Genomic DNA, 25,150 nt, shown 5'->3' with positions numbered 1-25,150 from the left:
GCGCGTCCTTGACCTGAATCTTGGTTGAGGTCGGAGGCTGGCCGGTACACGCGACACGTACCGACCACCGGAGGCCGCCATGCCCCGCCGTACCGCCGCCCACCCCGAAATCGCCGACTCCCGCACCGCGTCCCCGCTCTTCAGCACATGGCGCGTCGGCACCCCCGAGCGCCAGGGCGCCGTCGTCGAGGCGATCGCCGCCACCTGGGAGAGCAGGCCGTGGCCGGCCGAGGGGCTCCTCGGCTATTACGTCTACGCCGGTCGGGACGGCACGACGCTCCTGCATCACTCGCGGTGGACGAGCGAAGAGGAGTACGAGAAGTTCGTCGTCGCGCACCGGCAGGATCGGGTCGACGAGATCGACGACGCCGTGCCGGGGATCGAGCGGATCGGGCTCGGACGGTACCGCCGGTATCGCAGCGTCGCCCGCTCCGCCGCGGACCGGCGGGTGCCCGGCTGCGTCGTCATCGTCGAGGTCGAGTTCGACGGGCCGGACCCTGAGCGGCAGCGCGCCTGGGTGGATGCCGTCGTCGAGGCCCTGGAGAGCGAGCCGAACCCGCAACCGGGCGGCATCTCCGCCCATTTCCATCTGAGCACCGACGGCACGAAGGTCCTCAACTACGCCGAGTGGGAGAGCGCGCAGGCCCACATCGAGGCCATGGCCGCCCCGGGCGAAGGCATCGGATCGCCCACGCCGCAGTGGGAGCGCGTCCGGACGTACCCCGGGGTCAGGCGGTCCACGGTCGGCCGGTTCTCGTATGTGTGGGGGCTCGTGCCCGAGTGAGGTCCGGCCGGCCGGACCGGGCGGGGCGCGGAGACGCGCCCTCGTCGGCCGAGCGCGGAAGCGGGTCCTCGTCGGTCGAGTGCGGAGGCGGCTCCTCGTCGGACCGAAGTGCGGAGGCGGCTCGTCCCACTCCGACAACTCTGACCGTCTGGACAAAAAAAGTTTTCGGTGAGACGGTGGAGTCATGTTGGACGTGACCGTGATCGAGGACGCAGAGGCCGCCGCCGTCTCGCTGGACCCCATACGGGCCCGGCTGCTGGCCGAGCTGGCCGCCGGGCCCGCGTCGGCCGCCATGCTGGCCGGCAAGGTCGGGCTGCCCCGGCAGAAGGTGAACTACCACCTGAAGGCACTGGAGCGGCACGGCCTGGTCGAGCTCGCGGGCGAGCGCCGCAAGGGCAATGTCACCGAGCGGCTGATGCGCGCGACCGCCGCGTCGTACGTGATCTCGCCGCTCGCGCTGGCCGCCGTGCAGCCCGACCCGGACCGCTTCCGGGACCAGCTGTCCGCCCGCTGGCTGCTGGCGCTCGGTGCCCGGCTCGTCCGGGACGTCGGCTCGCTGATCACCGGCGCGGCGAAGGCCCGCAAGCGGCTCGCGACCTACGCGCTCGACGGCGAGGTGACCTTCGCCTCGGCCGCCGACCGGGCCGCGTTCATCGAGGAGTTGACGGCCGGCGTCGGCGCGCTCATCCGCAAGTACCACGACGGGGACGCGGAGGGCGGTCGCCCGCACCGGATCGTCGTCGCCGTCCACCCCACGGTCAAACCCGAAGCCGCGGACGCCGCCGCGGCCGTCGAAGCCGCCCACTGATCACTCAGGAGCCATCACCATGTCCAAGGAATTCGAGATCGCCCGTGAGTTCGAGGTCGACGCCACGCCGGAGCAGGTGTGGGAGGCCATCACCAGCGGCACTGGCGGCTGGCTGTGGCCGATGGAGTTCGAGCCGCGCCAGGGCGGTGCCGGGCCCTTCGGCTCCACGCTCACCAACTGGGACCCGCCGCACCGGCTGACCAGCCTGGTCGAGGACGTCGAGGGCATCTCCCAGCAGACCCTCAACCAGATCGACGAGACCATCGAGCCGCGCGAGGACGGACGCCGGTCCTGGATGCGCTACGTGCACAGCGGGATCTTCGTCGAGGACTGGGACAACCAGTACGACGGCGCCGACAAGCACACGGACTTCTATCTGCACACCCTGCGCGAGTACCTGACCCACTTCGCGGGTCGGCCCGTCGCCTTCTCGACCTTCGACGGACCCGGGGCGTCCGTGACGTCCGACGCCTTCGCCGCGGTCGGTCGGGCGCTCGGCCTCTCGGACGACACCGCCGAGGGAGCGCGGGTTCAGGCCCAGGGGCCCGACGGCCAGGTCCTCGACGCCGTGGTCGACTACCGCAACCCGTACTTCATCGGGCTGCGCACCGACAACGCCCTCATCCGCTTCTTCGGTCGCAACCACTGGGGCGCGCCGGTCGGCATCAGCGTCCACGACTTCGCGGCCGATGCCGACGCGAAGCGGAACGAGACCGCTTGGCAGGGCTGGCTGAACGGGGTGTTCAGCGCCTAGTACCGCCCGGTGCGGCGAGTGGGGGCACCGCCCACGCCCTTAAGGCAGTGGGGGAGCGTGCCAGGCGTCGCGGGGCAGACGGGAATGTGACGACAGGCCCTAAGGATGCCTGGCGGAGACGGCTTCGGGCAGGCGAAGAGCCCGGCCCCCCGGACGACGGGGCCGGGCTCTTCGTCGTGCGGGCCGCGGCCTTGGCGGCCGCGACCCCGCTACAGGCCTACGGCCGGAACCGCAGCACCTGCGGGTCGTGGTCGCTGATCTGGTCGGAGAACTCCGAGTTGATGTGCACGCTGTCGTAGTCGAAGTCGCAGTCCTTGCGAATCGACGGGCTGACCAGGATCTGGTCGAGGACCTGCTGGTTGCCCTGGTAGTCGTACGTGTAACGCTCGCTCTTCGGCAGCGACTTGATCCCCGACCAGAGCTCGCCGTCACCTTCGAGGATCTTGGTGGTGTCGGAGAACTCGAAGTCGTTCATGTCGCCGAGGGCGATCACGTCGGCGTTCTTCTGCGCCTTGAGGATCTCGTTGACGAAGGAGTTCACCGCTGTCGCCTGCTGGTGACGCTGGGTCTCCGAGCTGCGCGTCGGGGGCTGGTACTGCGCGGTCAGCCCCTGGTCGCCGCCCTTCGAGTTGAGGTGGTTGGCGATCACGAAGACCGTCTTGCCGCGGAAGACGAACTCGCCCGCGAGCGGCTTGCGGCTGGACGTCCAGGCCGTGTTGGCCGGGTCGACACGGCCGGGAGACGCGGTCAGCTGCGCCTTGCCGTGCACCTCGGTGACACCGACGGCGGTCGTCGAGTCGCCGCCCGCGCGGTCGGTGAAGGAGACCCGCTCCGGGTTGAAGAGGAACACCTGGCGGATGTTGCCGCCGGGCTCGCCGCCGTCCTTGTCGTTGACGGGGTCGATGGAGCGCCAGTCGTACGTCGGGCCGCCCGCGGCCACGATCGCGTCGATCAGCTTCTGCACGGTCTGGTCGGCGGCGACCGTGCCGTCGTCCTTGGCACCGTTGTTGTCCTGGATCTCCTCCAGGGACACGATGTCGGGCGACTGCAGGTTGTTCACGATCGCGGACGCGTGGGCGTCGAAGGTGGTGTCGCCCGGGTCCAGGTTCTCGACGTTGTACGTCGCCACGGCCAGCTCGCCGCGCGACTGCTTCTTCGTCGTCTCGCGCTCCAGGCCACCCTTTTCCAGGGTGCCGAGCTGGTTCGCGACGAGCGTGTAGCCGCCGTACTGGTTGTAGTCCAGCGGACCCGCGGTGTCGCCGGCGAGCTCGTCGCCGACGTTCGCGGTCGGGAAGTCGGCGGTCGAGCCGAGGGACTGGATCTGGATCCGGCCGGTGTTCTGCGAGGTGTACGAGCCGTACACCGAGCCGCCGCGGCGGTTGGCGTGCTCGTGCGGCTTCACCGTGACCCACAGCTCGCTGTAAGGGTCGGTGGCGGTGACCACACGGGTGTCGGAGACCTGGACGTTCATGCCCTCCAGGGACTCGTAGTAGTCCAGGGCGTACTTCGTCGGCTCCAGAGCCAGGCCGTTGATCGAACCGCTCGCGGCGGTGTCGCCCGCGGGGGTGTAGTCGGCCGGTACGGACTTGGCGTCGACGACCGTCGCGGCCGGAACGGCGTTGCCGCTGGAGACCACGGTCACCGTCGGCTTGGTGATCTCCGTCAGCGACTGGTTGCCGCTGGAGGCGCCGCCCGGGACGTACTCCGAGACCGTGCCCGAGACCGTGACCGAGTCGCCGACGGCGACCTTCGGGGTGGAACTGGTGAAGACGAAGACGCCCTCACTGGTGGCCGGGTTGTCGTCCGCGTTCGGGTCCTGGAACCAGAAGCCCTTCGACGAACCGTAGGTCCGCACGCCGGTGACGATGCCCGCCACGTCCGTGACCTTCTGACCCGCGAGCGGGGAGATCCGGGTGGTGCCCTGGATGTCGTGGATGTGGACGGTGTCCGCGTGGGCGGGCGTGGTGAGTACCACGGCGGACAGGGTGGAACAGACCGCGGCGACGGTCAGCGCGCCTATGCGCGCGGTTCTCTTGCTCGGCAAGGGAATCCCTCCGGGGACGTACGTGAGCGCCGGGACGAGAGTGAAGCAGTGGGGGAGCGTGACCTGTGTGCGGGCCGATGACGCGCGTAGAAGCCTGTGAACAGGTTGCCGCTCAGACTTCTACGCGCGTCAATCTCGTGTGTGGGCAGGGGAGTTGTCAAGGTTTCAGGGGTGTACGGCTGCTGTCGGGGACATGAACCGGGCGGCATGGGTGGAAATCCGTCTAGGCTGAGTCGTCGGCGCGGAATTCCGGGACGGCCTCGGGATCACGCGTCCCGGGACGACCCTCGGGCTCGGCGTCGATGAGGTTTGTAACTACCTGCTACTGATCGTTACCACTTTTTACGATTGATCTGCTTGTCCTGGTTGTTCGGAGGAGAACCCAGCCGATGTCAGACAGCTCTCCCCTGCCGCCGGTGCGGCTGCACTCCGAAGCGGAGCTGGCGCGGGACGCGCTCGCCGCGCCGCTGCTCTCCCGCGCCGCGCGGCTGGCCCGCTGGGCGGGTCCGGACACGCGGGTCGGCGCCGGGGGCGAACTCGTCGAGGAGCAGCTTCCGCAGGCGGCTCTTGAACTCGGGCTGTCGGGTGACGGCGCGGCCGCCTTCGCCAGTGAGGCCTGGCGGGTGGCCGTCGACACCGGGCTCGTCGAGATCGTCGACGAGGAGGAGGGCACGGTCGCCGCGGGCGAGGAGCTCTCGTTCCTCACCTCCGGCGGGCCGCGGGACGTCCTGGGCGTGTGGCTCGGCGCCCTGGAGACGGTGCTGGCCGACGCGAGCGTGCCCGACCTGGATGATCTCGTCGGTGCGATGGGCGAGGGCGGTGAGGTCGACCTCTCCTCCCTGGAGTGGGATCCCGAGGCGGACGCCGAATTCCTCGACGGGGTGCTCCGCAATCTCTATCTGCTGACCGTGGGCGAGAGCGGACCGGCCGACGAGCCGGTGCCGCTGCCCGCCCTCGCCGCGTCGATGATCGTTCCCGACGGCATGGGGGAGCCGACCAACGACGTGCTGGAGCAGGTGTCGGACGCGATGATGCGGCTCGATGACCAGTTCCGGCTGCTGGAGCCCGTCGGGCTGGTCGACTTCCAGCCGGTCGACGAGGCCCTGATGGTGGACGCCGACGAGGAGCCGGCGGCGGCCGTCGACGACACGGACGTCTCGCGGTACGGGATGGTGCGGCTGACTCCGCTCGGGCTGTACGGGATCCGTGCGCGGCTCCTGGAAGCGGGCATGTCCGCTCCCGCGGTGGGTGACTTGGTGGACAAGGGTGCCGACGCGTTGCTCGACGGCACGGCCGCGTTCCCGCCGGCGGCCGCGCAGGCCGAGACCGAGCAGTGGCTCGCTCGGCGCGAACCCCTGCCCGCCGCACGGGAGTTGCTCGCCGCCGCCCGCGGCGGCGATGCCGGGGCCCCGCTGCGCCGCCTGCGCTGTCAGCAGGCGCTCTCCCTCGTCGGCATGGAGGCCGAGCCCGCCCTGCGCGAGGTGCTCGACGACCCGGAGCTGGGCGGGCTCGCCCGCGTCTGGCTCTCCGAGCACGGTGCGACCGACGTGCCCGCGCCATCCGCGGCGATGATCTTCTGGCTGACCATCGACACCGTGGCGGCGCAGCTCGCGGCCGAGGGCAACTCCACCGAGCTGCAGGCCCTCGTGGAGGGTTTGGCCCAGCAGCACAGCGGCTTCTTCGCCACGGCCTGGCGCGTCGACCACCCGGCGACCCCGGACGTCCTGGAAGCCATGGGGCGTCTCCACCCCGACAAGAAGGTCGCCAAGGAGGCCCGCAAGGCGGCGTTCAAGGCGCGGTCGCAGCAAGGGGGTTGAGCCGGAGGGGCACTCGGGCGGAGACCCGGCCGGGCTCACGCTGCCGGCGGCCGCGGGCTGGGTGCCACGGCGCCGCGGCGCTACCATGCCGTCCCGCGGCGCTACGGTGCCGCCCCGTGACGGCACGTCCTTACCGCCGGGACAGCGATCGGCCGCGACGGCGCAGGTGGGCGGTGCCGAGCGAGCCGCCGCCCGCGCGGCGTGCGCGGGGCACGGGCTCTCCGTCGGACCGCCTCACGCCGTGGCCGCCGACGCCGACGACGCCGCCGACCCCGAAGACGCCGATGACGCCGGCGGCGCCTCGCGCCGCAGGAAGCCGGACCGTGCCCGCTGACGCGAGCTGTCGCTCGGCTGACCGCCCGTAGGCCCGCGCATCAGTTCGGCCGGCTCGTCACGCCGGACCACCTCTTCCCCGGTACATCCCAGGGTTCCGGCCGCCGTGCCTGCTTCTGCGCGCCGCCCTCGCCGCCCTTGCCGATCACGGGCACGCGCACGGGCACGCGCACGCGCACGGGCACGGGCACGGGTACGCTGTCGGGCTCGTCCGGAACCGCACGATTCGTCCATCGCGTTTCTCGGGCCTGAGGTGCTTTTGGTTCCTGTGGGTGAAGCCTTACGGATTCATGGAAGCGAGCCCTGTGAAGTTCCCGGGCGTTCAACTCCCGTTCAGGCGCGGGCGGGACGGTGTGGCCGCGAACCGAGGACCGCCACCCGCCCCCCACGACAGTCCCACTCCACCGTCACAGGAGACACCATGTCGCTCACCCGCAGGGACTTCGCCAGACGATCCGCGATCACCGGTGCAGGTATCGCCCTGGCCGGCAGCGTTGGCGCCCTCGCCACCGCTCCCAACGCCCTCGCGTCCACGGAGACGGACATCGACACCGAGAGCACGGGCGAGACGTCGGCGAAGCCGGGCGGTGTCGGCTACGGGCCGCTGATCCCCGACCCGAAGGGTCTGCTCGCGCTGCCCGCCGGGTTCTCGTACCGCGTCATCACCTACAGCGGGAAGACCAAGCTGGAGTCCGGCGAGTTCACGCCCTCCAACCACGACGGCACCTCCACCTTCTGCGGCCCGCGCGGGGCCACCCTCCTGGTCAACAACCACGAGCTCAGGGGTCCGCGCGCCGGCTGGAAGTACCCCGTGCCGCTCACCGAGGGCCTGGTCTACGACCCGGCCGCGTCCGGCGGCTGCACGGTCGTCGAGGTGCGGGGCGACAAGGTCGCCGAGTGGGTCGGCATCGCGGGCACCTCCACCAACTGCGCGGGTGGCAACACTCCTTGGGGCACCTGGCTCACCTGCGAGGAGACCGAGGACAAGGCCGGCCAGAACGGCATGACCAAGGACCACGGCTACGTCTTCGAGGTCGACCCCGAGGACCGCCGCCGCAACCAGAACCCCAAGCCCATCAAGGCGCTGGGCCGCTACGCCCACGAGGCCGTCGTCGTCGATCCCCAGCGCGGCCGCCTCTACCTCACCGAGGACGCCTCGGGCCCGAACGGTCTGCTGTACCGCTGGACGCCCCCGCAGGGCTTCGAGCACGGCCACGGGCAGCTGGCCACGCTCGCCGACGACGCCGGCGCGCTCCAGGCGTTCAAGTGCTTCGACTCCGGCGGCAAGTTCGTCGACGACCTCTCCCGCGCCACCAAGATCGGCACCGTGTACGGCGTCGACTGGGTGGACGTCCCCGACCGCGACGCCAAGACCACCTCCGTGCGCAAGCAGTTCGCCGACGGTCAGGTCACCCGCGCCCGCAAGCTCGAAGGCATGTGGTGGGGCGACGGCGGCGCCTACATCGTCTCCTCGTTCGCCCGCGCCGAGAGCCCCGTCCAGCACGACGGCGCCGTCTGGTTCTACGACCCCAAGCGCCGCACCCTGACGCTGAAGGTTCTCATCGGCGTCAACCCCGACCCGTCCGTCGACGGCGCCTTCGACGGCCCGGACAACATCACCGTCTCCCCGTACGGCGGCCTGGTCATCGCTGAGGACGGCGAAGGCATCCAGCACCTCTTCGGCGCCACCGACAGCGGCCGTACGTACCCGATCGCCCGCAACGAGCTGAACAACGGCACCGAAGCGGCGCCGGAGTACAGCGAGTTCACCGGCGTCACCTTCTCGCCCGACGGCAAGACCCTCTTCGCCAACATCCAGGAGCCGGGCATCATGCTCGCCATCACCGGCCCCTGGAAGCGCCAGAAGCGCGGCTGATTAATTCAATGGCTCGACCCGCGGCCATCCTCCTAAAGTGGTGCACGTCCAGGTGCGAAGGCAGGACCTACTTCCACTGATAATGGGGCGGCCGCGGGTTCGAGTCCCGCCACCGGTACAACGCGCCGGTGTAGCTCAGGGGTTAGAGCACCTACGTCGGTTCCGCCGACCTGAACTCTGGACACCACAACTTCATGCACCTCCCGGTGCGCAGGCTGCGGCTACTTCTCTCGCAAAGAATCCACGCCGCCGCCGATTTGATCTCGGGAGGCGCAGCACATGGTGTGTGCCCGGTGCGCAGGCAACGGTTACTTCATTGGATCGGACGGTTGCGGGTTCAAATCCCGTCATCGACTTCGGGTCGGTGTAGCTCAATTCGGTAGAGCATCTGGCTAAGTCCGTCGCCGACTCCTGATCTCGGGCACGCTCCATTTGCTGCGCCTCCCCTCGAAACACGACTGGAAAGTTGTAGACGAATTCGGGGGAATTCATCATGGCGCGATTCAACACCAAGGCGGCCAAGGCACAGCCCACCTCGCGGATCACCTCGACCGGCCGTGTACTGCGTACACACCAGGGTGGCCGCGGCCAGGAGCGCGACGCGCGCTCCGAGCTCTTCCTGCTCGCGATCGCCAACTTCGTTTCGCAGCAGACCTTCTACGAGTCCGGCGCTGCCCGCGACGACCGGTTCGCCACGCTGGTGCGCGAGCTCGCCGTCGCCGACCCGTCGTGGACGGCCGCCCTGCTGGGCTGGCTGCGCGGCGAGGGCAACCTGCGTACGGCCTCGATCGTGGGCGCCGCCGAGTACGTGAAGGCGCGTCTCGACGCGGGCGCCACCGACGGCCCGGCCAACCGCCAGGTCATCGACTCCGTGCTGCGCCGCCCGGACGAGCCCGGCGAGCTGCTCGCCTACTGGACTTCGCAGTACGGCCGCAACGTGCCCAAGCCTGTCAAGCGGGGCATCGCCGACGCCGTACGACGTCTCTACAACGGCAAGGCGCTGCTGAAGTACGACACCTCGTCCAAGGGATACCGCTTCGGCGACATCCTCAACCTGGTGCACGCGGCGCCGGACCCCGGCAAGCCGTGGCAGGGCGAGCTGTTCCAGTACGCGCTGGACCGGCGCCACAACCCGGACACGGCCGTGGTGCCCAAGTCGCTGCCCGTGCTCGTGGCGCACCGTGACCTGATGGCGCTGCGGCCCGCCAAGCGGCGCAAGGTCGTGACCGGAGCACACGGTGCGCAGCGCCTGGCGGAGGCCGGTATGACCTGGGAGGCGCTGGCCGGCTGGCTGCAGGGCCCGATGGACAAGGCGGCCTGGGAGGCCGTGATCCCGTCCATGGGCGCGATGGCGCTCGTGCGGAACCTGCGGAACTTCGACGAGGCGGGTGTCAGCGACGAGGTGGCGGCTCAGGTCGCCGCCAAGATCAGCGACCCGGCGGAGGTGGCGCGCTCGCGGCAGTTCCCGTTCCGCTACCTCGCCGCGTACCAGCACGCGCCCTCGCTGCGCTGGTCGTACCCGCTGGAGCAGGCGCTCGGCCACTCGCTGGCCAATGTGCCGGCGCTGCCCGGGCGGACGCTCGTGCTCGTGGACCGGTCCGGTTCGATGTTCTACTCGCGGCTGTCCGACCGGTCCGAGCTCAACCGGGCGGACGCGGCGGCGATCTTCGGCACGGCGCTCGCACTGCGGGCGGCGGACGCGGATCTCGTTGAGTTCGGCACCAGCAGCAACCGCGTGAAGTTCCGTAAGGGCGAGTCGGTGCTCAAGGTGCTGGAGCGCTTCGGGGACCTCGGCGGCACCAACACGAGCGAGGCGGTCCGCAAGCACTACAGGAAGCACGACCGGGTGCTGATCGTCACCGACGAGCAGGCCACGTACAGCCACTACGGCGACCCGACCGAGCAGGTCCCGGCGCACGTACCGGTCTACACGTGGAACCTGGCGGGGTACCGGGCGGGCCATGCCCCGTCCGGGAAGGGGAACAGGCACACGTTCGGTGGGCTCTCGGACGCGGCTTTCCGGATGGTGCCGCTCCTGGAGTCGGCGCGGGACGCGGACTGGCCCTGGAAGTGAGCAGCGGACCGGTCCTGGCAGTGAACAGCGGACCGGCCCCGGAAGTGAGCGGATGAGTGCGGCCCGTACTTCGGTGCGGGCCGCACTCTTGTGCGGAGCGCGTGCTGATATCTAACATTTCAGTTCGTGGAGGCGATACGGCCTGTGCGCCGGACCCTGCTGCGGGACCGCGCGTACGAGGCGATACGGGATGCCATCGTGGCCGGCGACATCGCGCCGGGCGCGGTGGTGCGAGACGCCGAGCTGGCCGAACTGCTCGGGCTGTCGCGGGCGCCGGTGCGTGAGGCCTTCTCGCGGCTGGTCGACGAAGGTCTCCTGGAGTCCAAGCCGCAGAGCTACACCCGGGTGACACCCGTGGTGGCCGCCGATGTGCGGGACGCCGCGGCCGTCGTCGGCGCCATGCACGAGCTGGTCACGCGGGCGGCGGTGCCCCGGCTTCTCGTGGACCATGTCGGTGCCATGCGGGACGCCAACGTGCGATTCGCCGCGGCCGTACGAGACGGCGACGTCGACGCCGCACTGCGCGCCGACGACGAACTGCACGACGTCCTCGTCCGGGTCAGCGGCAACCGTGCCGCCGCGGCCACCATCGCCCGCTACACCCCGCTCATCCGCCGACTGGAGCGACGACGCTTCGGCGAGGGCGGCAACTGCCGTTCGGCCGGGCTGCACGAGCGGCTGATCGAGGCCTGTGCGGGCGGTGAGGTGGACGAGGCCGTCCGCGTCACGGAGGAGATCTGGCGGGGCCTGGAAGAGCTCGTCGACGAAGCGGCCCACTGAACCCGGGAGGACCCATGTCCCTTTCCTCGTACGAGCGTTACCCGCTGCTCTTCGGACCCTCGCCCGTGCATCCGCTGGAGCGGTTGACGAGGCATCTCGGCGGCGCCCGTCTGTGGGCCAAGCGGGAGGACTGCAACTCCGGTGTCGCATACGGCGGGAACAAGACCCGCAAGCTGGAGTACCTGGTCGCCGACGCGCTCGCGAAGGGCTGCGACACGCTCGTCTCGATCGGCGGGGTGCAGTCCAACCACACCCGTCAGGTCGCGGCCTGCGCCGCCCGCGCCGGACTCAAGTGCGTGCTGGTGCAGGAAAGCTGGGTGGAATGGCCCGACTCCGTGTACGACAAGGTCGGCAACATCCTCATCAGCCGGCTCGCCGGCGCGGACGTACGGCTCGTGCGGGCCGGGTTCGGGATCGGTTTCAAGGAAAGCTGGGAGCAGGCGCTGCGGGAGGTCGAGGAGTCGGGCGGCAAGCCGTACGCCATACCGGCGGGGGCTTCCGACCATCCGCTGGGTGGGCTGGGGTTCGCCGGGTGGGCGTACGAGGTCGCCGCACAGGAGAGGGAGTTGGGCGTCTTCTTCGACACGGTGGTGGTGTGCTCCGTGACCGGGTCGACGCAGGCGGGCATGGTCGCCGGGTTCGCCGCGCTGGAGGAGGCGGGCGGGCGGCCACGGCGCGTCCTGGGGATCGACGCGTCGGCGGCGCCCGCCCGTACCCGTGAGCAGATCGCGCGGATCGCCCACGGCACGGGCCGACTCATCGGCGTACAGAAGGAATTGACGGAGGCGGACGTCGAGCTGGACGAGCGCTACCACGCGGGCACGTACGGGATTCCGGACGAGGTCACTCTGGAGGCGATGCGACTCGCGGCGCGCACCGAGGGGATGGTCACCGACCCCGTCTACGAAGGGAAGTCGATGGCCGGGATGGTGGATCTGGTGGCCCGGGGCGAGATCGGGCGGGAGTCGACCGTGCTCTACGCCCATCTGGGCGGGCAGCCGGCGTTGAACGCGTACAGCGCGCTGTTCTAGGCGGTGGTCTTCTCCGCCTCGGGCGGTCGTCTTCTCTCGGCAGGGGGCTTCGTCCTCTGCGCGGTGGGGGCCTCTACGCGGTGGTCTTCGGCTTGGTGCCGGTGATCACGAGCGCCGACACCAGCAGCGCGGTGAGCGCGATCAGCGCGCCGACGCCGAAGGCGCGGGCCGCGCCGTGGGTGAGGATCTCGGACGGTGATCCGGTCGTGTGCCGGGTCGCCGTGCCGAACACCGTGACCAGGATGGACAGTCCGAGCGTGCCGCCGAGCCACTGGAGGGTCTGCAGCAGACCGGACGCGGCGCCTGCCTCTCGCGGCTCGACGCCCGCGAGGATCGTCGCGTTGAGCGGCATGAAGCTCAGACCCACGCCCACGCCCAGCAGCAGCAACGGGCCGAGGAGGCCGGTCGGATAGCCGTCGCCGGGCTGGAGCCGCCACAGCCACGCGGCCGCGGTGACGAGCAGGGCCATGCCGGTGAGCAGCACCGGTTTGGCACCGAAGCGGGCCAGGAGCCGCGGTACGAAGCGTACGGTCGTGAACATCGCCAGGGTCATCGGAAGGAAGGCGAAACCCGCGCGCAACGGGCTGTATGCCAGGACCTGTTGGCAGATCAGGGTGAGGAAGTAGAACGCCCCGAACATGCCCGCGGGCAGCAGCAGGACACCCGCGTAGCCGCCCGCGCGGTCGCGGTCGGCGAACAGGCGCAGCGGCATGATCGGCTGGCCCGCGCGGGACTCGATCAGGGTGAAGCCCGCCAGTAGGGCCGCCGCCGCGCCGAAACCGAGCTGCGCCTGGGCGTCGCCCCAGCCGTCCCCCGAGACCCGGATGAACGCGTACACGAGCGAGGTCATCCCGGCCGTGCCGGTGAGCGCGCCCGCCGCGTCGAAGCGGCCCGCGTGGCGCGGGGTCTCGGTGACGAAGCGGGGGAGGGCGGCCGCGACCGCGACGCCGATCGGCACGTTGATCAGCAGGGCCCAGCGCCACGACGCCCACGACGTGAGCATGCCGCCGAGAACCAGGCCGATGGAGGCGCCGATGCCCGCCATGGAGGAGTAGACGCCGAGGGCATGGTGGCGGCGCGGGCCCTCCGGGAAGTTGGTGGTGATCAGGGCGAGTGTGCTGGGCGCGGTGAGGGCTGCGCCCACTCCCTGCAGCGCGCGGGCCGCGAGCAGCCAGGCGTTCTCCGTGGCGAGTCCGCCGAGGAGGGAGGACGTGGCGAAGAGCAGAACGCCGATGGTGAGCGTGCGGCGGCGGCCGACGATGTCGCCGACCCGGCCGCCGAGGAGCAGCAGGCCTCCGAAGGCGAGCGTGTAGGCGTTCAGAACCCAGGAGAGGTCGGTGGGGGTGAAGTGGAGGTCCTTCTGGATGTCGGGCAGTGCGACGTTGACGACCGTGGAGTCGACGCCGACCATCAGGTAGGCGGTGACGATGACTAGGAGGACGGTGCCGAGCCTGGCCGGCTGTTGCTGGAACGGGGCCTTGGGCGGGCTGGTGCTGGTGCCGGCGGATGGGGTGGACGGGGTGGACATGGGATGCTCCCTGTCTCGTGTCCCCAGTGGGTGTGTGCGGGCAGCGCGGACTGCCCGCCGGATAACCGGGGACTGTCTCCGTTTAGTCCTCGGTAAGATACGGAGAGAGTCCCCGGTTGGCAAGGAGTATCTGAATGGCGCAGGTCAGGCCGATGCGGGCGGATGCGCGGCGGAACTATGAGCGGCTGATCAAGGAGGCGACGGTCGCGTTCGCCGAGCACGGGGAGGGTGCGTCGCTCGACGACATCGCCAAGCGGGCCGGGGTGGGGTCCGGGACGCTGTACCGGCACTTTCCCACGCGGCAGGCCTTGTTGGAGGCCGTGTACGTGGACACCATCGAGGCGATCGCCGCGCGCGCGGACGAGCTCGCGGCGGAGCTGTCGCCCGGCGAGGCGCTGGTGGAGTGGCTCAATGAGCTGAGCGAGGGGATGATCCAGATCCGCGGGCTGAAGGCGCTGCTCGGCTCGGCCGTCACGGACGGGAGTTCGCCGGTGCTGACCGCGTGCGGGGACTCGGTGAAGGGCGCGGCCACGCGGCTGGTCGGTGCGGCTCAGCGGGAGGGGACGCTGCGGGCGGATGTGGAGCCGATCGAGGTACTGCGGCTGGCGCACGGGGTGGCCACCGCGTCGGAGCTGGCGAATGGGCAGGGGAAGTACATTCGCCGGTATGTGTCGTTGCTGACGGAGGGGCTGCGGCCCTAGGGGGTTTCTGATGGATCTCCGTGGAAGAAGGAGCGGCGTTCGGTGCGTGCTCTCGGCGTGCCGCGGCTGACCAGTTCCTTGGCGATCTTCTGCAGGTCGAGGTCGGACAGGACGCGTTTCTCGCCCGTGAACGAGACGAGGCTCGCGATGCGTACGGGCTTGTCGACCAGCCCCGCTCCGGGCCCCTCGGCCACGAACAACTTCTTGATCAGCGGTGCGACCACGCTCGACGCGAGCCGAGCGCCAATGGCAGCGGGATCCATCTACCCCCCGTCAGGTGCGTGCGGACGACGGCCACCTCGGTGTGGCCCGCCGCCGGGTGCCCGGACTGAGCAGAGTAGGACAATGGCGGGTACCGCGGAGGGGGAACGGCGCGAGATGCCACCGGACATGAAGCACGGCGGTGGTGACCTCAAGTCCCCACCGCCGGCTGCCTCTTGTGCGCCGTTCGGCGCGCCCGTGCGCCGCCCTTCGGGCGACAACGGGAATGTGACGACAGGCCCTATAGCGCTTGAGCCGCCGGCTTCACCATGCCGCGGACCGTGCGCGACTTCACGAAGTCGCCCATGGCCGTCATCTCCCACTCGCCGGAGAACTGCTTGATGAGCTTGGCCATCATGACGCCGGTCTGGGGCTCGGCGTTGGTGAGGTCGAAGCGGACCAGTTCCTCGCCGGTCGCGGCGTCGAGGAGGCGGCAGTAGGCCTTGGCGACCTCGGTGAACTTCTGGCCGGAGAAGGAGTTGACCGTGAAGACCAGGCCGGTGACGTCCTGGGGGAGACGGCCGAGGTCCACCACGATCACCTCGTCGTCGCCTCCGCCCTCGCCCGTGAGGTTGTCGCCGGAGTGCTTGATCGCGCCGTTCACGATCGACAGCTTGCCGAAGTAGCAGCTGTCGATGTGGTTGCGCTGCGGGCCGTACGCGATGACCGAGGCGTCCAGGTCGATGTCCTTGCCGCGGTACGCGGGCTCCCAGCCGAGGCCCATCTTGACCTGGGAGAGGAGCGGGCGGCCGCCCTTGACCAGGGAGACGGTCTGGTTCTTCTGGAGGCTCACCCGGCCCTTGTCGAGGTTGATCTTGCCGGAGGGCGCCGGGGCGGCTGCCGCCGCGGGGGCGGGGGGAGCGGGCGGGGCCGGCGGGGTGACCGGGGGCTGCATCGTCGGGGCGGGCGGGGTGATCGGCTGGGCGGGGACCGGGGCCGGTGCGGCTGTCGGGGCCGGTTCTTCCACGGTTACGCCGAAGTCCGTGGCGATGCCCGCCAGGCCGTTCGCGTAGCCCTGGCCGACCGCTCGGGCCTTCCATGCGCCGTTGCGCAGGTAGATCTCGACGATCACCAGGGCCGTCTCCGTGCCCAGCCGGGGCGGGGTGAAGGTCGCGAGCACCGCGTTGTCGTCCGCGTTGCGGATGGTGGCTGTGGGTTCGATGCCCTGGAAGGTCTGGCCCGCCGCGTCCGGACTCGCCGTGACGACGATCTTCTCGATGCCCGGGGGGACGGAGGTCGTGTCGACCGTGATCGCGTCGGGGGCCGTGCCGCCGCCCGAGCGGTACGTCACGCCCGGGCCGGCGGGCTGGTTGTAGAAGATGAAGTCGTCGTCGGAGCGCACCTTGCCGTCGGCGGTGAGCAGCAGGCTCGATACGTCGAGCCGCACCGGGGCGGCGACGTCCACCGTCACGCGGGTGACGGGGAGAGGGATGTTCGAGCCGGGGGTCATAGCTGTCATGCCTGAGGTAACGAGCGGGGGCGCTTTACCGTTCCCTTACCCAAGGAGTTGTTGGTGGGGGTGCGGGTGGGGTGGTTTTCGCCCCCTTCGCCCCTGCCCGTCCCGTATCCAGCCTTCGGCTGTGGGTGAGTGGGGCTTGTCGCGCAGTTCCCCGCGCCCCTTTTCGGGGGCGCAGTCCCCAGGTACGGGCCGAGCAGGGGCGGAGGGGGCGAGAAACCCCTACGGCACCACCACGATCTTCCTGCCCACCCCCGACGCGAACTGTTCCAGGGCCTGGGGGTAGCTCGTCAGGGGAAGGCGGTCGCTGATGAAGACGGACGGGTCGAGGACCCCGGTCGCGAAGAGTTCCGCCGCGCGTTCGAAGCTGTGGAGGACGGCCATGGAGCCGGTGATCGTGATCTCTTGGTTGTAAATGCGGTACGGGTCGATCGTCACCCGTGTCGCGTAGTCGGCGACACCGAACTGGAGGAACGTGCCCGCCTTGGCGACCCGCCCCAGGCCGTCCTGGATCGCCGCCGCGTTGCCCGTCGCGTCGACGACGACGTCCCAGCCCTGGGGGCGTTCGAGCTCGTCGGCGGCGGCCGCGGAAGCGGAGACGCCCAGCTGCTGGGCCGTGGCCAACCGCTGCGGGTTGAGGTCCACGATGTCCACGCTCGCCGCCCCGGTGCGCTTCGCCAGTTCCAGCATCATCAGGCCCATCGTCCCGGAGCCGTAGATCAGGACGTGGGCGCCCAGGCGGGAGTTCAGGACGTCGTAGCCGCGTACCGCGCAGGAGAGCGGTTCGACCAGGGCCGCGTCCTGGGTGCGGACATGCTCGGGGAGCTTGACGCAGTTGGCCACGGGGGCGACCGCGTACTGGGCGGCTCCACCCGCGGTCGTCACGCCGATCGCCGCCCAGCGCTCGCAGAGGTTGTTGTGGCCCGTACGGCAGTAGCGGCATTCGTAGCAGTAGAGGGACGGGTCCACGGCCACGCGGTCGCCGACCGAGACTTCGGTGACCTGGGTGCCGACCCCGACCACCTCGCCCGCGAACTCGTGCCCCGGCACGATCGGCAGCTTGGGGGCGAACTCACCCTGAAGGATGTGCAGATCGGTGCCGCAGAGGCCACAGGCGGCGACCTCGACGACGACCTCGCGGGGCCCTGGCGTCGGGTCCGGGACCTCGGCGACGACGGCGCGGCCCACGGACTCGATGACGGCGGCCTTCATTTCACGGCTCCCAGTGACAGGCCCTGGACCAGCTTGTCCTGGGCGGCGAACCCCGCGGCGAGCACCGGCAGGGAGATGACGAGCGACGCGGCGCACACCTTCGCCAGGAACAGGCCCTGGCTCGTGATGAAGCCGGTCAGGAAGACGGGGGCGGTCTCCGCGACCACGCCGGTCAGGACTCGGGCGAACAACAGCTCGTTCCAGCTGAAGATGAAACAGATCAGGGCCGTCGCGGCGATGCCGGGAAGGGCTATCGGCGCCACCACACGCGCGAGGATCGTGGGGAGCCTGGCGCCATCTATCTGAGCCGCCTCGATCACCGCCACCGGGACCTCGGCGAGGAAGGACTGCATCATCCACACCGCGATCGGCAGGTTCATGGAGGTGTAGAGGATGACCAGCAGCCAGATGTTGTCCAGCATTCCGGTGTTCTTCGCGAAGAGATAGATGGGCAGCAGCCCCGCCACCACGGGCAGCATCTTCGTCGAGAGGAAGAAGAACAGGACGTCCGTCCACTTCTTCACCGGGCGGATGGAGAGCGCGTACGCCGCCGGGAAGGCCAGGAGGAGGACGCAGAGCGTCGAGACCAGCGACGCCACCGTCGAGTTGATCAACGCGGGCCACGGGCTCGCGCCGCCTCCCGTGCCGAAGAACTCCCGGTAGCCGTCGAGGGTGAGAGCGGCGCCGAAGGACGGCGGGTTGGTCGCCGCGTCGGACTCCGAGTGGAACGACGTCAGAGCCATCCAGGCGATGGGCAGGAAGAAGACGACTCCGGCCAGCCAGGCCGCCAGGCCCAGGCCCGCTCCCCGGGTGCGGCGGGGACGTACTCGTATCGCGGTGGCGCTCATGCGCGGGACACCTCCTCGCGGAACAGGGACGACACCACACGCAGGGCGAAGGTCGCGATGATGATCGAGCCGATGACGACCAGGACGCCCGCGGCCGAGGCGAGGCCGTTCTCGTGGGCCTGGTAGAAGCTCTGGTAGACGGTGTAGGGGAGGTTCGCGGTGCCGAGGCCGCCGGAGGTGATCGTGAACACCGCGTCGAAGTTCTGGACGATGTAGATCGAGCCCAGGAGCGCGCCCAGTTCGAGGTAACGGCGCAGGTGGGGGAGGGTGAGATGGCGGAAGATCTGCCAGTCGCTCGCGCCGTCCACCTTCGCGGCCTCGATCTGTTCGTGGGAGCGGCTCTGCAGGCCCGCGAGCAGGATCAGCATCATGAAGGGCGTCCACTGCCAGACGAGGGAGGCCTCGACCGCGAGCAGTGGGGTGTGGGAGATCCAGTCCGGCTGGGGGCCGCCCACGTAGTGCAGCAGGCCGTTCAGGAGGCCGTACTCGGGGTTGTAGAGCACATGTTTCCAGAGCAGGGCCGCGGCCACCGGGACCACCAGGAACGGTGCGATCAGGAGCGTACGGACGATGCCCCGGCCGCGGAACTTCCGGTCCAGGAGCAGCGCCAGGACCAGGCCGAGGACCAGGCTGACGAGAACCACGGTGACGGTCAGCAGGATCGTCGTCCAGACGGAGTGGCGCAGGTCGGGATCGGTCAGTACGTCCGAGTAGTTGCCGAGGCCCGTGAAGTGGCGTGCCTTCGGGTAGAGGGCGTTCCAGTCGAAGAAGGAGATCACCAGCGTGGCCACGAAGGGGAGCTGGGTCACGGCGATCATGAAGATCAGGGCGGGGAGGAGCGGGGCGCGGGTGGCCCAGGCGCGCATCCGGCCGGAGGGGCGGCGGGCGGCGCGTACGGAGGGGGCGGCCAGCGGGGCCGTTGTCGTGGCGGTCATCGTCCCTCGTACTCCTTGGAGATCTTCTCGGCGAGCTTCTGGGACGTGCTCAGGGCCGACTCGACGGACTGGCGTCCGGCGATGGCCGCACTGATCTCCTGCGAGACCTTGGTGCCGAGATCGGTGAACTCGGGGATGCCGACGAACTGGATGCCGGGCGCGGGGCGTGGCTGCACCCCCGGGTCGCGCGGCCGGGCGCCCTCGATGGCGTCGCGCGTCGTGGCCTGGAAGGCCGCGGCCTCCTTGACGTAGGCGGCGTTCGCGTAGGTCGAGGCGCGCTTGCCGGCCGGGACGTCGGACCAGCCGATCGTGTCGCCGACCAGCTGCTCGTACTTCTTGCTGGAGGCCCAGGAGATGAACTTCCAGGCCTTGCCCGAGTTGTGCGAGGCCTTCTGCAGGCCCCAGGCCCAGGTGTAGAGCCAGCCGGAGGACTGCGTCTTGTCGACCGGCGCGGGTACGTAGCCGATCTTGCCCTTGACCGGGGAGTCGGACGCCTCCAGCGAACCGGCGGCGGAGGTGGCGTCGTACCACATGGCCGTCTTGCCCTGGGTCATGTTGTTGAGGCACTCGGCGAAGCCGGACTGGGCGGCGCCGGACTCGCCGTGTTTGCGGACGAGGTCCACATAGAACTTCGTCGCCTTCTCGAACTCGGGGGAGTCGAGGCGGGCCTTCCAGTCCTTGTCGAACCAGGTGCCGCCGAAGGTGTTCACGACGGTGGTGAGCGGTGCCATCAGCTCCCCCCAGCCCGGCAGGCCGCGCAGGCAGATGCCCTTCATGCCGGACTCGGCGCCGTCGGCCTCGGCGGCGAGCGTGCCCACCTGCTCCCAGGTGGGATGCGCGGGCATCGTCAGGCCCTTCTTGGCGAACACGTCCTTGCGGTACATCAGGAAGGACGACTCGCCGTAGAACGGCTGTCCGTAGAGCTTCCCGTCGTCGGCGGTCAGGGACTGCCGCATGGGCTTCAGGATGTCCTGCTCGTCGTACGCGCTGTCCTGGCGTACGTACGAGTCCATCTCGTGCAGCCAGCCGTTCCTGGCGTATATCGGTATCTCGTAGTTGGACAGCGTGGCGACGTCGTACTGGCCCGCCTGGTTGGCGAAGTCCTGACTGATCTTGTCGCGGACGTCGTTCTCCGGCAGGACGGTGAAGTTGACCTTGATGCCGGTCTCTTTGGTGAAGTGGGCCTTGGTGAGCTTCTGCAACTCCACCATCTGCGGGTTGTTGACCATCAGGACGTTGATGGAGTTGCCTCCGGAGCCCGCGCCACCCGCTCCGGTCCAGCAGCCGGAGAGCAGCGGGGTGAGCAGCGTCCCTGCGGCGGCCGCGGCGAGCAGTGCGCGCGGCCTCCGTCGGCTCGGGGTTCGCATGGATCACTCCTGGACGTATGGGGAGATAGAGGGTACATGCGGGCAAGGGGTGCCCTACGAAGTACGCGAGTCTGGCTTTTCGGACGCGAGGGTGGGGGGCGGTTTGGTTTTCAGACGCGAATGACCTGAGGGCCTTGCAAGGAGTAGCGGTGTGCCTCGGACGCCGGGAGAAGCGTGCTCGTGACGATCGCTTCCAGGGCGCTGATGTCGGCGAAGCGGCAGAAGCTGACCGCCCCGAACTTGGTGTGCACGCCGGCGAAGACCGTGCGCCGGGAGGCCCGGATCGCTTGCGCCTTGACCTCGCTGACCGCCGGGTCGGGCGTCGTGAGGCCGTGCTCGCGGGAGATGCCGTTGGCGCCGATGTAGGCGAGGTCGATGACGAAGCCGGAGAGCATCTTCGTCGTCCAGTGGTCCACTGTCGCCAGCGTGCCGGGGCGGACCCGGCCGCCGAGCAGCAGGACGCTCGTGTTGTCGGCCTCGGCGAGCACGCCCGCCGAGGCCAGGGACGCGGTGACCACCGTCAGCGGCCGGTCCCGGGGCAGCGCCTCGGCGATGAGCTGCGGAGTGAACCCCTCGTCGACGAAGATCGTCTCGGCGTCCCCGAGCAGCTCCGCGGCCGCGGCCGCGATCCGGCGCTTCTCGGGCACATGGCTCGTGGTGCGGAAGGCGAGCGTGGTCTCGAAGCCGGCGCTCTCCACGGGGTAGGCGCCGCCGTGCGTGCGGCGCACCAGACCGTGGTCCTCCAGGGTGCGCAGATCCCGCCGTACGGTCTCCTTGGCGACGCCCAGCTCGGCGGCGAGCGCGGTGACGTCGACCGAGCCCGTGCGGCGCGCGGCCAGGACGATCTCGCGCTGTCGTTCCTCCGCCGTCATCGCCGTCATGGTCGTCACCTGCTCCCTCGCGCTCCGTCGCACTCTGCCCGTTCGGGCCCGGTGGGGCCTTGAGGGAAGTTCTACAGCGGGTATCGGCCACTGACCAGGCCTGTTACTTGCCCGATGATGCCCGGCTGTGCCTGTTTCGCGCTACGGGTGCCCGCGGCGGACCTGGGACGGAGCGGGTGGGGAGGTGGGATCGGGCACGGCCTGTGCCCGAACACGGGAGCGGGCGGGCCCGTTCGGTGCCCGTCCGCCCTGTGTGCTGCTCTCGCCGTGCCGTCAGTAGGGCCAGATCGGCGGGTGCGTGGTGAAGTGGCCGCCCAGATGGGCGTGGTCCGGGTTGCCCGGGTCGAGCTCGCCCTGCTCGGCGATGAGCTTCTCGGCGTACGGCTCGGAGTCGTCCTGCGGCTCGTAGCCCAGCGCCCGGGCCGTCGAGAGGTCCCACCACAGGCGGGTGTTGGCGGACGAGCCGTAGACGACCGTATGCCCGACGCCCTCGGCGGTCAGCGCGGCGTGGAAGAGGCGGGCGCCGTCCTCGGGGCTCATCCAGACCGAGAGCATGCGCACGCTCGTGGGCTCCGCGAAGCAGGAACCGATGCGGACCGAGACCGTCTCCTGGCCGTGCTTGTCCCAGTAGAACTGGGCCAGGTCCTCGCCGAAGGACTTGGACAGGCCGTAGAAGGTGTCCGGGCGGCGCGGGGTGTCGATCGGGATGAGGGCGCTGTCGTCGAAGGGGGCGTCGCCCTGGGGGCGCGGGGTGAAGCCCACCGCGTGGTTCGACGAGGCGAAGACGATCCGGCGTACGCCCTCCTCACGGGCCGCCTCGTACAGGTTGTACGTCCCCTCGATGTTCGCCTTGAGGATCTTCTCGAAGGAGGCTTCCAGGGAGATGCCGGCGAGGTGGACGATCGCGTCGACGCCCCGTACCGCCTCGCGCAGCGCCGCCTTGTCGGACAGGTCCGCGGTGATCGCGTCCGGCTCGCCCTCGATGGGGAGCATGTCGAGGAGGCGCAGCTCGTAGCCGTACTTCGGCAGCAGTCCCCGCATCAGGGTGCCGAGTCCGCCGGCGGCGCCGGTGAGCAGAACGGTGCGGGGAGCGGGCATGCGGGGGTCTCCTCGGTGCGGGGCTCTGCGTCGTGGCGGGTGGTCGCGACGGGGGTGCGGCGGGGTGCGACGGGGTGCGGCGGGTGGTGGGGCGGGTGTCACGTGATGTGTCACGTGCTGTGTAAGGGGGCGTGTCGGCGTGCGTGGCCGTATTCGTGTACGGCATTCACATGCATGGACACGCTAAGGATCGCTGACGTGCTGCGTCAAGTGTCGCGCGGAGGTGGAGAATCCGCCTTCGTGTTGCGGGTTTGCGTGCTTGACCGGCCCCAAGGTCGCGGCTTAGCGTGGGCGCGTTCAGAAATATAGACGTGGATCAGAAACGTGCACCGGTGGGCATCTGTTTAGGGAGAGTCCGTGACGTCAGCCCCTCTCGCCGCTCGGCTCAGCGTCCCCAGCGGGCCGTTGTTCTTCCCCGTCACCGCGTACGGCCCCGACGGCTCCGTCGACCTCGACGTCTACCGGGAGCATGTGCGGCGCGGCGTCGAGGCCGGCGCCGCGGCCGTCTTCGCGTGCTGCGGCACGGGGGAGTTCCACGCGCTCACACCCGAGGAGTTCGAGGCGTGTGTGCGGGCGGCCGTGGAGGCGGCGGAGGGGCGTGTGCCGGTGGTCGCCGGTGCCGGGTACGGGACCGCGCTCGCCGTACGGTTCGCGCGCCTCGCGGAGGGAGCCGGGGCCGACGGGCTGCTCGCCATGCCGCCGTACCTCGTCGTGGCCGGGCAGGAAGGTCTGCTGCGGCACTATCGCGAGGTCGCCGCGGCCACCTCGCTGGACGTCATCGTCTATCAGCGCGACAACGCCGTGTTCACGCCCGAGACCGTGGTCGAACTGGCGCGCACCGACGGGATCATCGGGTTCAAGGACGGTCTCGGCGATCTGGATCTGATGCAGCGAATCGTGAGCGCGGTGCGGAGCGAAGTCCCCGGGGATTTCCTGTACTTCAACGGTCTGCCGACGGCCGAGCTGACCGGGCTCGCGTATCGGGGCGTGGGGATCACGCTGTACTCGTCCGCGGTGTTCTGCTTCGCCCCCGAGATCGCGCTGGCCTTCCACCGGGCGCTGAACGCCGGGGACGACGAGGTGGTGAACCGGCTGCTGGACGGGTTCTACCGGCCGTTCGTCGATCTGCGGGCGCAGGGGCGGGGGTACGCGGTCTCGCTCGTCAAGGCGGGGGTGCGGTTGCGGGGGCTGGACGTGGGTGAGGTGCGGCCGCCGTTGCACGAGCCGGCCGAGGATCATGTGAAGCAGCTCGCGCAGTTGATCGAACGTGGGTATGGCTTGATCGAGGAGGGCGTGTGACCGTGCGGGTGGGGCTTCTTGGGGAGGGTGCGTGAAGGCGTCCGCGTTTCTGTACCCGTGGGACGTCAACGGGGATCCGGAGGCCGCCTCGCGGATGGCCGGGCTCGGGGTGCCGCAGGTGACGCTCGCTTCCGCGTACCACTCGACACGGGCGTTGACGCCTCGGCATCCTCGGCATCGGATCGTGACGGCCTCGCATGCCGCCGTGCTGTATCCCGTGGAGGAGGCGCGGTGGGAGGGGCGTTCGCTGCGGCCGTACGCGGCGGGGGAGTGGGCGGCCGGGGACGCGTACGGGGCGGCTGCCGCCGAGCTCGCCGAGGCCGGTCTCGAGGTCCACACCTGGGTGGTCCTCGCGCACAACTCCCGTATGGGGGCCGAGCATCCGTCGACCTCCGTGGTCAACGCGTACGGGGACCGGTATCCCTGGGCGCCGTGCATCGCGCAGCCCGAGACGCGGGCCTATCTGGTCGACCTCGCGGCGGAGGCCGCGGTGCGGCCCGGGGCTCGTGGTACGGAGCTGGAGTCTCTCGGGTGGTACGGGCTGGCCCATCTGCACGCGCACGACAAGATCGGCGGGGTGGGGCTGGGGGATGCCGGGCAGTACCTGATGTCGCTGTGCTTCTGTGCGGTGTGCCTCGACGGTTATGCGGAACAGGGCGTCGACGGCGGGGAGTTGGCGGTCGCCGTGCGGGAGGCGCTGGACCCGGTGTGGCGGGGGGCGGTGGCGTCGGACGGTGGCTGGGCGGGGGTCGAGAAGCTGCTCGGCGCCGAGCCTGCGGCGGCTACGCGGGTGTGGCGTGACGGCGTGGCTCGTACGCTCCAGGAGGCGGCGGTCTCGGCGGTGCGGACTGCCGCGCCGGCCGGGTTCCAGGTGCTCCTGCACGCCGATCCCGTGTCGTACCACTGCGGTGCGAACGCCGGCGTCGACCCTCTGCACATCCTGTCCGTGGCGGACGGTGTCGTGGTGCCGTGCACCGGTGGCGCGGGCCTGCTGACGCCGTTCGCGGAGGCGGGGCGGGAGGGCGCGCCGGTCCTGGCCGCCAACTTCACCGTGGTGTCGGGGATGGGGGGCGGGCCGGACACGCTGGCCGCCGACGCGGAGCACGCGGTGTCGCTGGGCGCGACGGAACTTCGGCTGTATCACGCCGGGTTGGCGTCGGATGGGGATCTGGAGGTGGTGCGGTCGGTGGTGGCGGGCTTGGGCTGAGGCACCGGAGGGCTGGGCGCGGGTCGCCTGCGGTCCTGCGGGTGGGTCGGGGGGCG

Annotated in this window: 22 protein-coding genes; 12 read left to right on the top strand and 10 right to left on the bottom strand. The window is 70.2% G+C overall.

Features of this window, described 5'->3' with window-relative positions:
* Window positions 1–79 precede the first annotated feature (79 nt).
* The 3 genes from IEY95_RS20530 (at window position 80) to IEY95_RS20520 (ending at window position 2,346) form a co-directional block, all read left to right on the top strand.
* Entirely contained in the window at window positions 80–784 is a 705-nt protein-coding gene (locus IEY95_RS20530) for an antibiotic biosynthesis monooxygenase (RefSeq protein WP_189187525.1), read from the top strand.
* A 184-nt stretch (window positions 785–968) separates the two neighbouring features.
* Window positions 969–1,592, top strand: coding sequence for an ArsR/SmtB family transcription factor (locus tag IEY95_RS20525; protein ID WP_189187524.1), 624 nt, complete (start codon window positions 969–971; stop codon window positions 1,590–1,592).
* 19 nt (window positions 1,593–1,611) lie between these two features.
* Window positions 1,612–2,346 carry an SRPBCC family protein gene (locus tag IEY95_RS20520; protein WP_189187523.1) on the top strand — a complete coding sequence of 245 codons (735 nt, stop codon included), beginning with the start codon at window positions 1,612–1,614 and terminating at the stop codon, window positions 2,344–2,346.
* Between the two features lie 217 nt (window positions 2,347–2,563).
* On the opposite strand, the gene IEY95_RS20515 is transcribed toward IEY95_RS20520, so the two are convergent.
* On the bottom strand, window positions 2,564–4,390 hold the full coding sequence (locus tag IEY95_RS20515) for a DUF8508 domain-containing protein (RefSeq protein ID WP_189187522.1): 1,827 nt from the start codon (window positions 4,388–4,390) through the stop codon (window positions 2,564–2,566).
* A gap of 389 nt (window positions 4,391–4,779) precedes the next feature.
* Between IEY95_RS20515 and IEY95_RS20510 the strand changes: the two genes are divergently transcribed.
* The 6 genes from IEY95_RS20510 to IEY95_RS20485 all read left to right on the top strand — a co-directional run bounded on the left by IEY95_RS20510 (window position 4,780) and on the right by IEY95_RS20485 (window position 12,301).
* On the top strand, window positions 4,780–6,207 hold the full coding sequence (locus IEY95_RS20510; protein ID WP_189187521.1) for a hypothetical protein: 1,428 nt from the start codon (window positions 4,780–4,782) through the stop codon (window positions 6,205–6,207).
* A gap of 85 nt (window positions 6,208–6,292) precedes the next feature.
* Window positions 6,293–6,541, top strand: coding sequence for a hypothetical protein (locus IEY95_RS20505; RefSeq protein ID WP_189187520.1), 249 nt, complete (start codon window positions 6,293–6,295; stop codon window positions 6,539–6,541).
* 420 nt (window positions 6,542–6,961) lie between these two features.
* A complete protein-coding gene (locus tag IEY95_RS20500; RefSeq protein ID WP_189187519.1) occupies window positions 6,962–8,416 on the top strand; it encodes an alkaline phosphatase PhoX in 1,455 nt (484 codons plus the stop codon).
* Window positions 8,417–8,909: 493 nt separating this feature from the next.
* A complete protein-coding gene (locus tag IEY95_RS20495; RefSeq protein ID WP_189187518.1) occupies window positions 8,910–10,490 on the top strand; it encodes a TROVE domain-containing protein in 1,581 nt (526 codons plus the stop codon).
* 126 nt (window positions 10,491–10,616) lie between these two features.
* Entirely contained in the window at window positions 10,617–11,270 is a 654-nt protein-coding gene (locus IEY95_RS20490) for a GntR family transcriptional regulator (protein ID WP_189187517.1), read from the top strand.
* Window positions 11,271–11,284: 14 nt separating this feature from the next.
* Window positions 11,285–12,301 (top strand): 1-aminocyclopropane-1-carboxylate deaminase, encoded by a 1,017-nt coding sequence (locus tag IEY95_RS20485; protein WP_189187516.1) that lies wholly within the window; start codon window positions 11,285–11,287, stop codon window positions 12,299–12,301.
* A 73-nt stretch (window positions 12,302–12,374) separates the two neighbouring features.
* Here IEY95_RS20485 and IEY95_RS20480 read toward each other — a convergent pair whose 3' ends face one another.
* Window positions 12,375–13,829, bottom strand: coding sequence for an MFS transporter (locus IEY95_RS20480; protein ID WP_189187515.1), 1,455 nt, complete (start codon window positions 13,827–13,829; stop codon window positions 12,375–12,377).
* 134 nt (window positions 13,830–13,963) lie between these two features.
* On the opposite strand from IEY95_RS20480, the gene IEY95_RS20475 reads away from it, so the two are divergent.
* Window positions 13,964–14,530: a TetR/AcrR family transcriptional regulator gene (locus IEY95_RS20475; protein WP_189187514.1), complete on the top strand. Its 567-nt coding sequence runs from the start codon at window positions 13,964–13,966 to the stop codon at window positions 14,528–14,530.
* On the opposite strand, the gene IEY95_RS20470 is transcribed toward IEY95_RS20475, so the two are convergent.
* The 8 genes from IEY95_RS20470 to IEY95_RS20435 form a co-directional block, all read right to left on the bottom strand.
* Window positions 14,527–14,793 carry an NACHT N-terminal Helical domain 1-containing protein gene (locus IEY95_RS20470; RefSeq protein WP_373294498.1) on the bottom strand — a complete coding sequence of 89 codons (267 nt, stop codon included), beginning with the start codon at window positions 14,791–14,793 and terminating at the stop codon, window positions 14,527–14,529. The two genes, IEY95_RS20475 and IEY95_RS20470, sit on opposite strands and share 4 nt — an antisense overlap.
* 239 nt (window positions 14,794–15,032) lie before the next feature.
* Entirely contained in the window at window positions 15,033–16,241 is a 1,209-nt protein-coding gene (locus IEY95_RS20465) for a TerD family protein (RefSeq protein WP_189187784.1), read from the bottom strand.
* Window positions 16,242–16,469: 228 nt separating this feature from the next.
* Complete coding sequence (locus tag IEY95_RS20460) at window positions 16,470–17,459, bottom strand: zinc-dependent alcohol dehydrogenase family protein (protein WP_189187513.1); 990 nt, start codon at window positions 17,457–17,459, stop codon at window positions 16,470–16,472.
* Window positions 17,456–18,307, bottom strand: a complete 852-nt coding sequence (locus IEY95_RS20455) for a carbohydrate ABC transporter permease (RefSeq protein ID WP_189187512.1) — start codon at window positions 18,305–18,307, stop codon at window positions 17,456–17,458. The genes IEY95_RS20460 and IEY95_RS20455 overlap by 4 nt, the downstream gene beginning before the upstream one ends.
* Window positions 18,304–19,242, bottom strand: coding sequence for a carbohydrate ABC transporter permease (locus IEY95_RS20450; RefSeq protein ID WP_189187511.1), 939 nt, complete (start codon window positions 19,240–19,242; stop codon window positions 18,304–18,306). Before IEY95_RS20450 ends, IEY95_RS20455 begins: the two co-directional genes overlap by 4 nt.
* The gene (locus IEY95_RS20445) at window positions 19,239–20,609 is read right to left on the bottom strand and encodes an ABC transporter substrate-binding protein (RefSeq protein WP_189187510.1); all 1,371 of its coding nucleotides are present in this window, start codon (window positions 20,607–20,609) and stop codon (window positions 19,239–19,241) included. Before IEY95_RS20445 ends, IEY95_RS20450 begins: the two co-directional genes overlap by 4 nt.
* Window positions 20,610–20,719: 110 nt before the next feature.
* Window positions 20,720–21,490 (bottom strand): DeoR/GlpR family DNA-binding transcription regulator, encoded by a 771-nt coding sequence (locus IEY95_RS20440; RefSeq protein ID WP_189187509.1) that lies wholly within the window; start codon window positions 21,488–21,490, stop codon window positions 20,720–20,722.
* 273 nt (window positions 21,491–21,763) lie between these two features.
* Window positions 21,764–22,588 carry an NAD-dependent epimerase/dehydratase family protein gene (locus IEY95_RS20435; protein ID WP_189187508.1) on the bottom strand — a complete coding sequence of 275 codons (825 nt, stop codon included), beginning with the start codon at window positions 22,586–22,588 and terminating at the stop codon, window positions 21,764–21,766.
* A gap of 357 nt (window positions 22,589–22,945) precedes the next feature.
* Between IEY95_RS20435 and IEY95_RS20430 the strand changes: the two genes are divergently transcribed.
* Window positions 22,946–23,887: a 5-dehydro-4-deoxyglucarate dehydratase gene (locus IEY95_RS20430; protein ID WP_189187507.1), complete on the top strand. Its 942-nt coding sequence runs from the start codon at window positions 22,946–22,948 to the stop codon at window positions 23,885–23,887.
* Window positions 23,888–23,918: 31 nt separating this feature from the next.
* Window positions 23,919–25,094, top strand: a complete 1,176-nt coding sequence (locus IEY95_RS20425; protein ID WP_189187506.1) for a hypothetical protein — start codon at window positions 23,919–23,921, stop codon at window positions 25,092–25,094.
* The last annotated feature ends 56 nt before the right edge of the window (window positions 25,095–25,150 follow it).

It is taken from the genome of Streptomyces albiflavescens (genome assembly GCF_014645835.1).
Taxonomy (GTDB): domain Bacteria; phylum Actinomycetota; class Actinomycetes; order Streptomycetales; family Streptomycetaceae; genus Streptomyces; species Streptomyces albiflavescens.
This window is presented reverse-complemented; position numbering and strand designations above follow the sequence as displayed.

Coding starts and splice junctions, on each gene's coding strand:
- IEY95_RS20530 (WP_189187525.1), top strand. CDS start 80: ATGCCCCGCCGTACCGCCGCCCACCCCGAAATCGCCGACTCCCGCACC.
- IEY95_RS20525 (WP_189187524.1), top strand. CDS start 969: ATGTTGGACGTGACCGTGATCGAGGACGCAGAGGCCGCCGCCGTCTCG.
- IEY95_RS20520 (WP_189187523.1), top strand. CDS start 1,612: ATGTCCAAGGAATTCGAGATCGCCCGTGAGTTCGAGGTCGACGCCACG.
- IEY95_RS20510 (WP_189187521.1), top strand. CDS start 4,780: ATGTCAGACAGCTCTCCCCTGCCGCCGGTGCGGCTGCACTCCGAAGCG.
- IEY95_RS20505 (WP_189187520.1), top strand. CDS start 6,293: ATGCCGTCCCGCGGCGCTACGGTGCCGCCCCGTGACGGCACGTCCTTA.
- IEY95_RS20500 (WP_189187519.1), top strand. CDS start 6,962: ATGTCGCTCACCCGCAGGGACTTCGCCAGACGATCCGCGATCACCGGT.
- IEY95_RS20495 (WP_189187518.1), top strand. CDS start 8,910: ATGGCGCGATTCAACACCAAGGCGGCCAAGGCACAGCCCACCTCGCGG.
- IEY95_RS20485 (WP_189187516.1), top strand. CDS start 11,285: ATGTCCCTTTCCTCGTACGAGCGTTACCCGCTGCTCTTCGGACCCTCG.
- IEY95_RS20480 (WP_189187515.1), bottom strand. CDS start 13,829: ATGTCCACCCCGTCCACCCCATCCGCCGGCACCAGCACCAGCCCGCCC.
- IEY95_RS20475 (WP_189187514.1), top strand. CDS start 13,964: ATGGCGCAGGTCAGGCCGATGCGGGCGGATGCGCGGCGGAACTATGAG.
- IEY95_RS20470 (WP_373294498.1), bottom strand. CDS start 14,793: ATGGATCCCGCTGCCATTGGCGCTCGGCTCGCGTCGAGCGTGGTCGCA.
- IEY95_RS20465 (WP_189187784.1), bottom strand. CDS start 16,241: ATGACCCCCGGCTCGAACATCCCTCTCCCCGTCACCCGCGTGACGGTG.
- IEY95_RS20460 (WP_189187513.1), bottom strand. CDS start 17,459: ATGAAGGCCGCCGTCATCGAGTCCGTGGGCCGCGCCGTCGTCGCCGAG.
- IEY95_RS20455 (WP_189187512.1), bottom strand. CDS start 18,307: ATGAGCGCCACCGCGATACGAGTACGTCCCCGCCGCACCCGGGGAGCG.
- IEY95_RS20450 (WP_189187511.1), bottom strand. CDS start 19,242: ATGACCGCCACGACAACGGCCCCGCTGGCCGCCCCCTCCGTACGCGCC.
- IEY95_RS20445 (WP_189187510.1), bottom strand. CDS start 20,609: ATGCGAACCCCGAGCCGACGGAGGCCGCGCGCACTGCTCGCCGCGGCC.
- IEY95_RS20440 (WP_189187509.1), bottom strand. CDS start 21,490: ATGACGGCGATGACGGCGGAGGAACGACAGCGCGAGATCGTCCTGGCC.
- IEY95_RS20435 (WP_189187508.1), bottom strand. CDS start 22,588: ATGCCCGCTCCCCGCACCGTTCTGCTCACCGGCGCCGCCGGCGGACTC.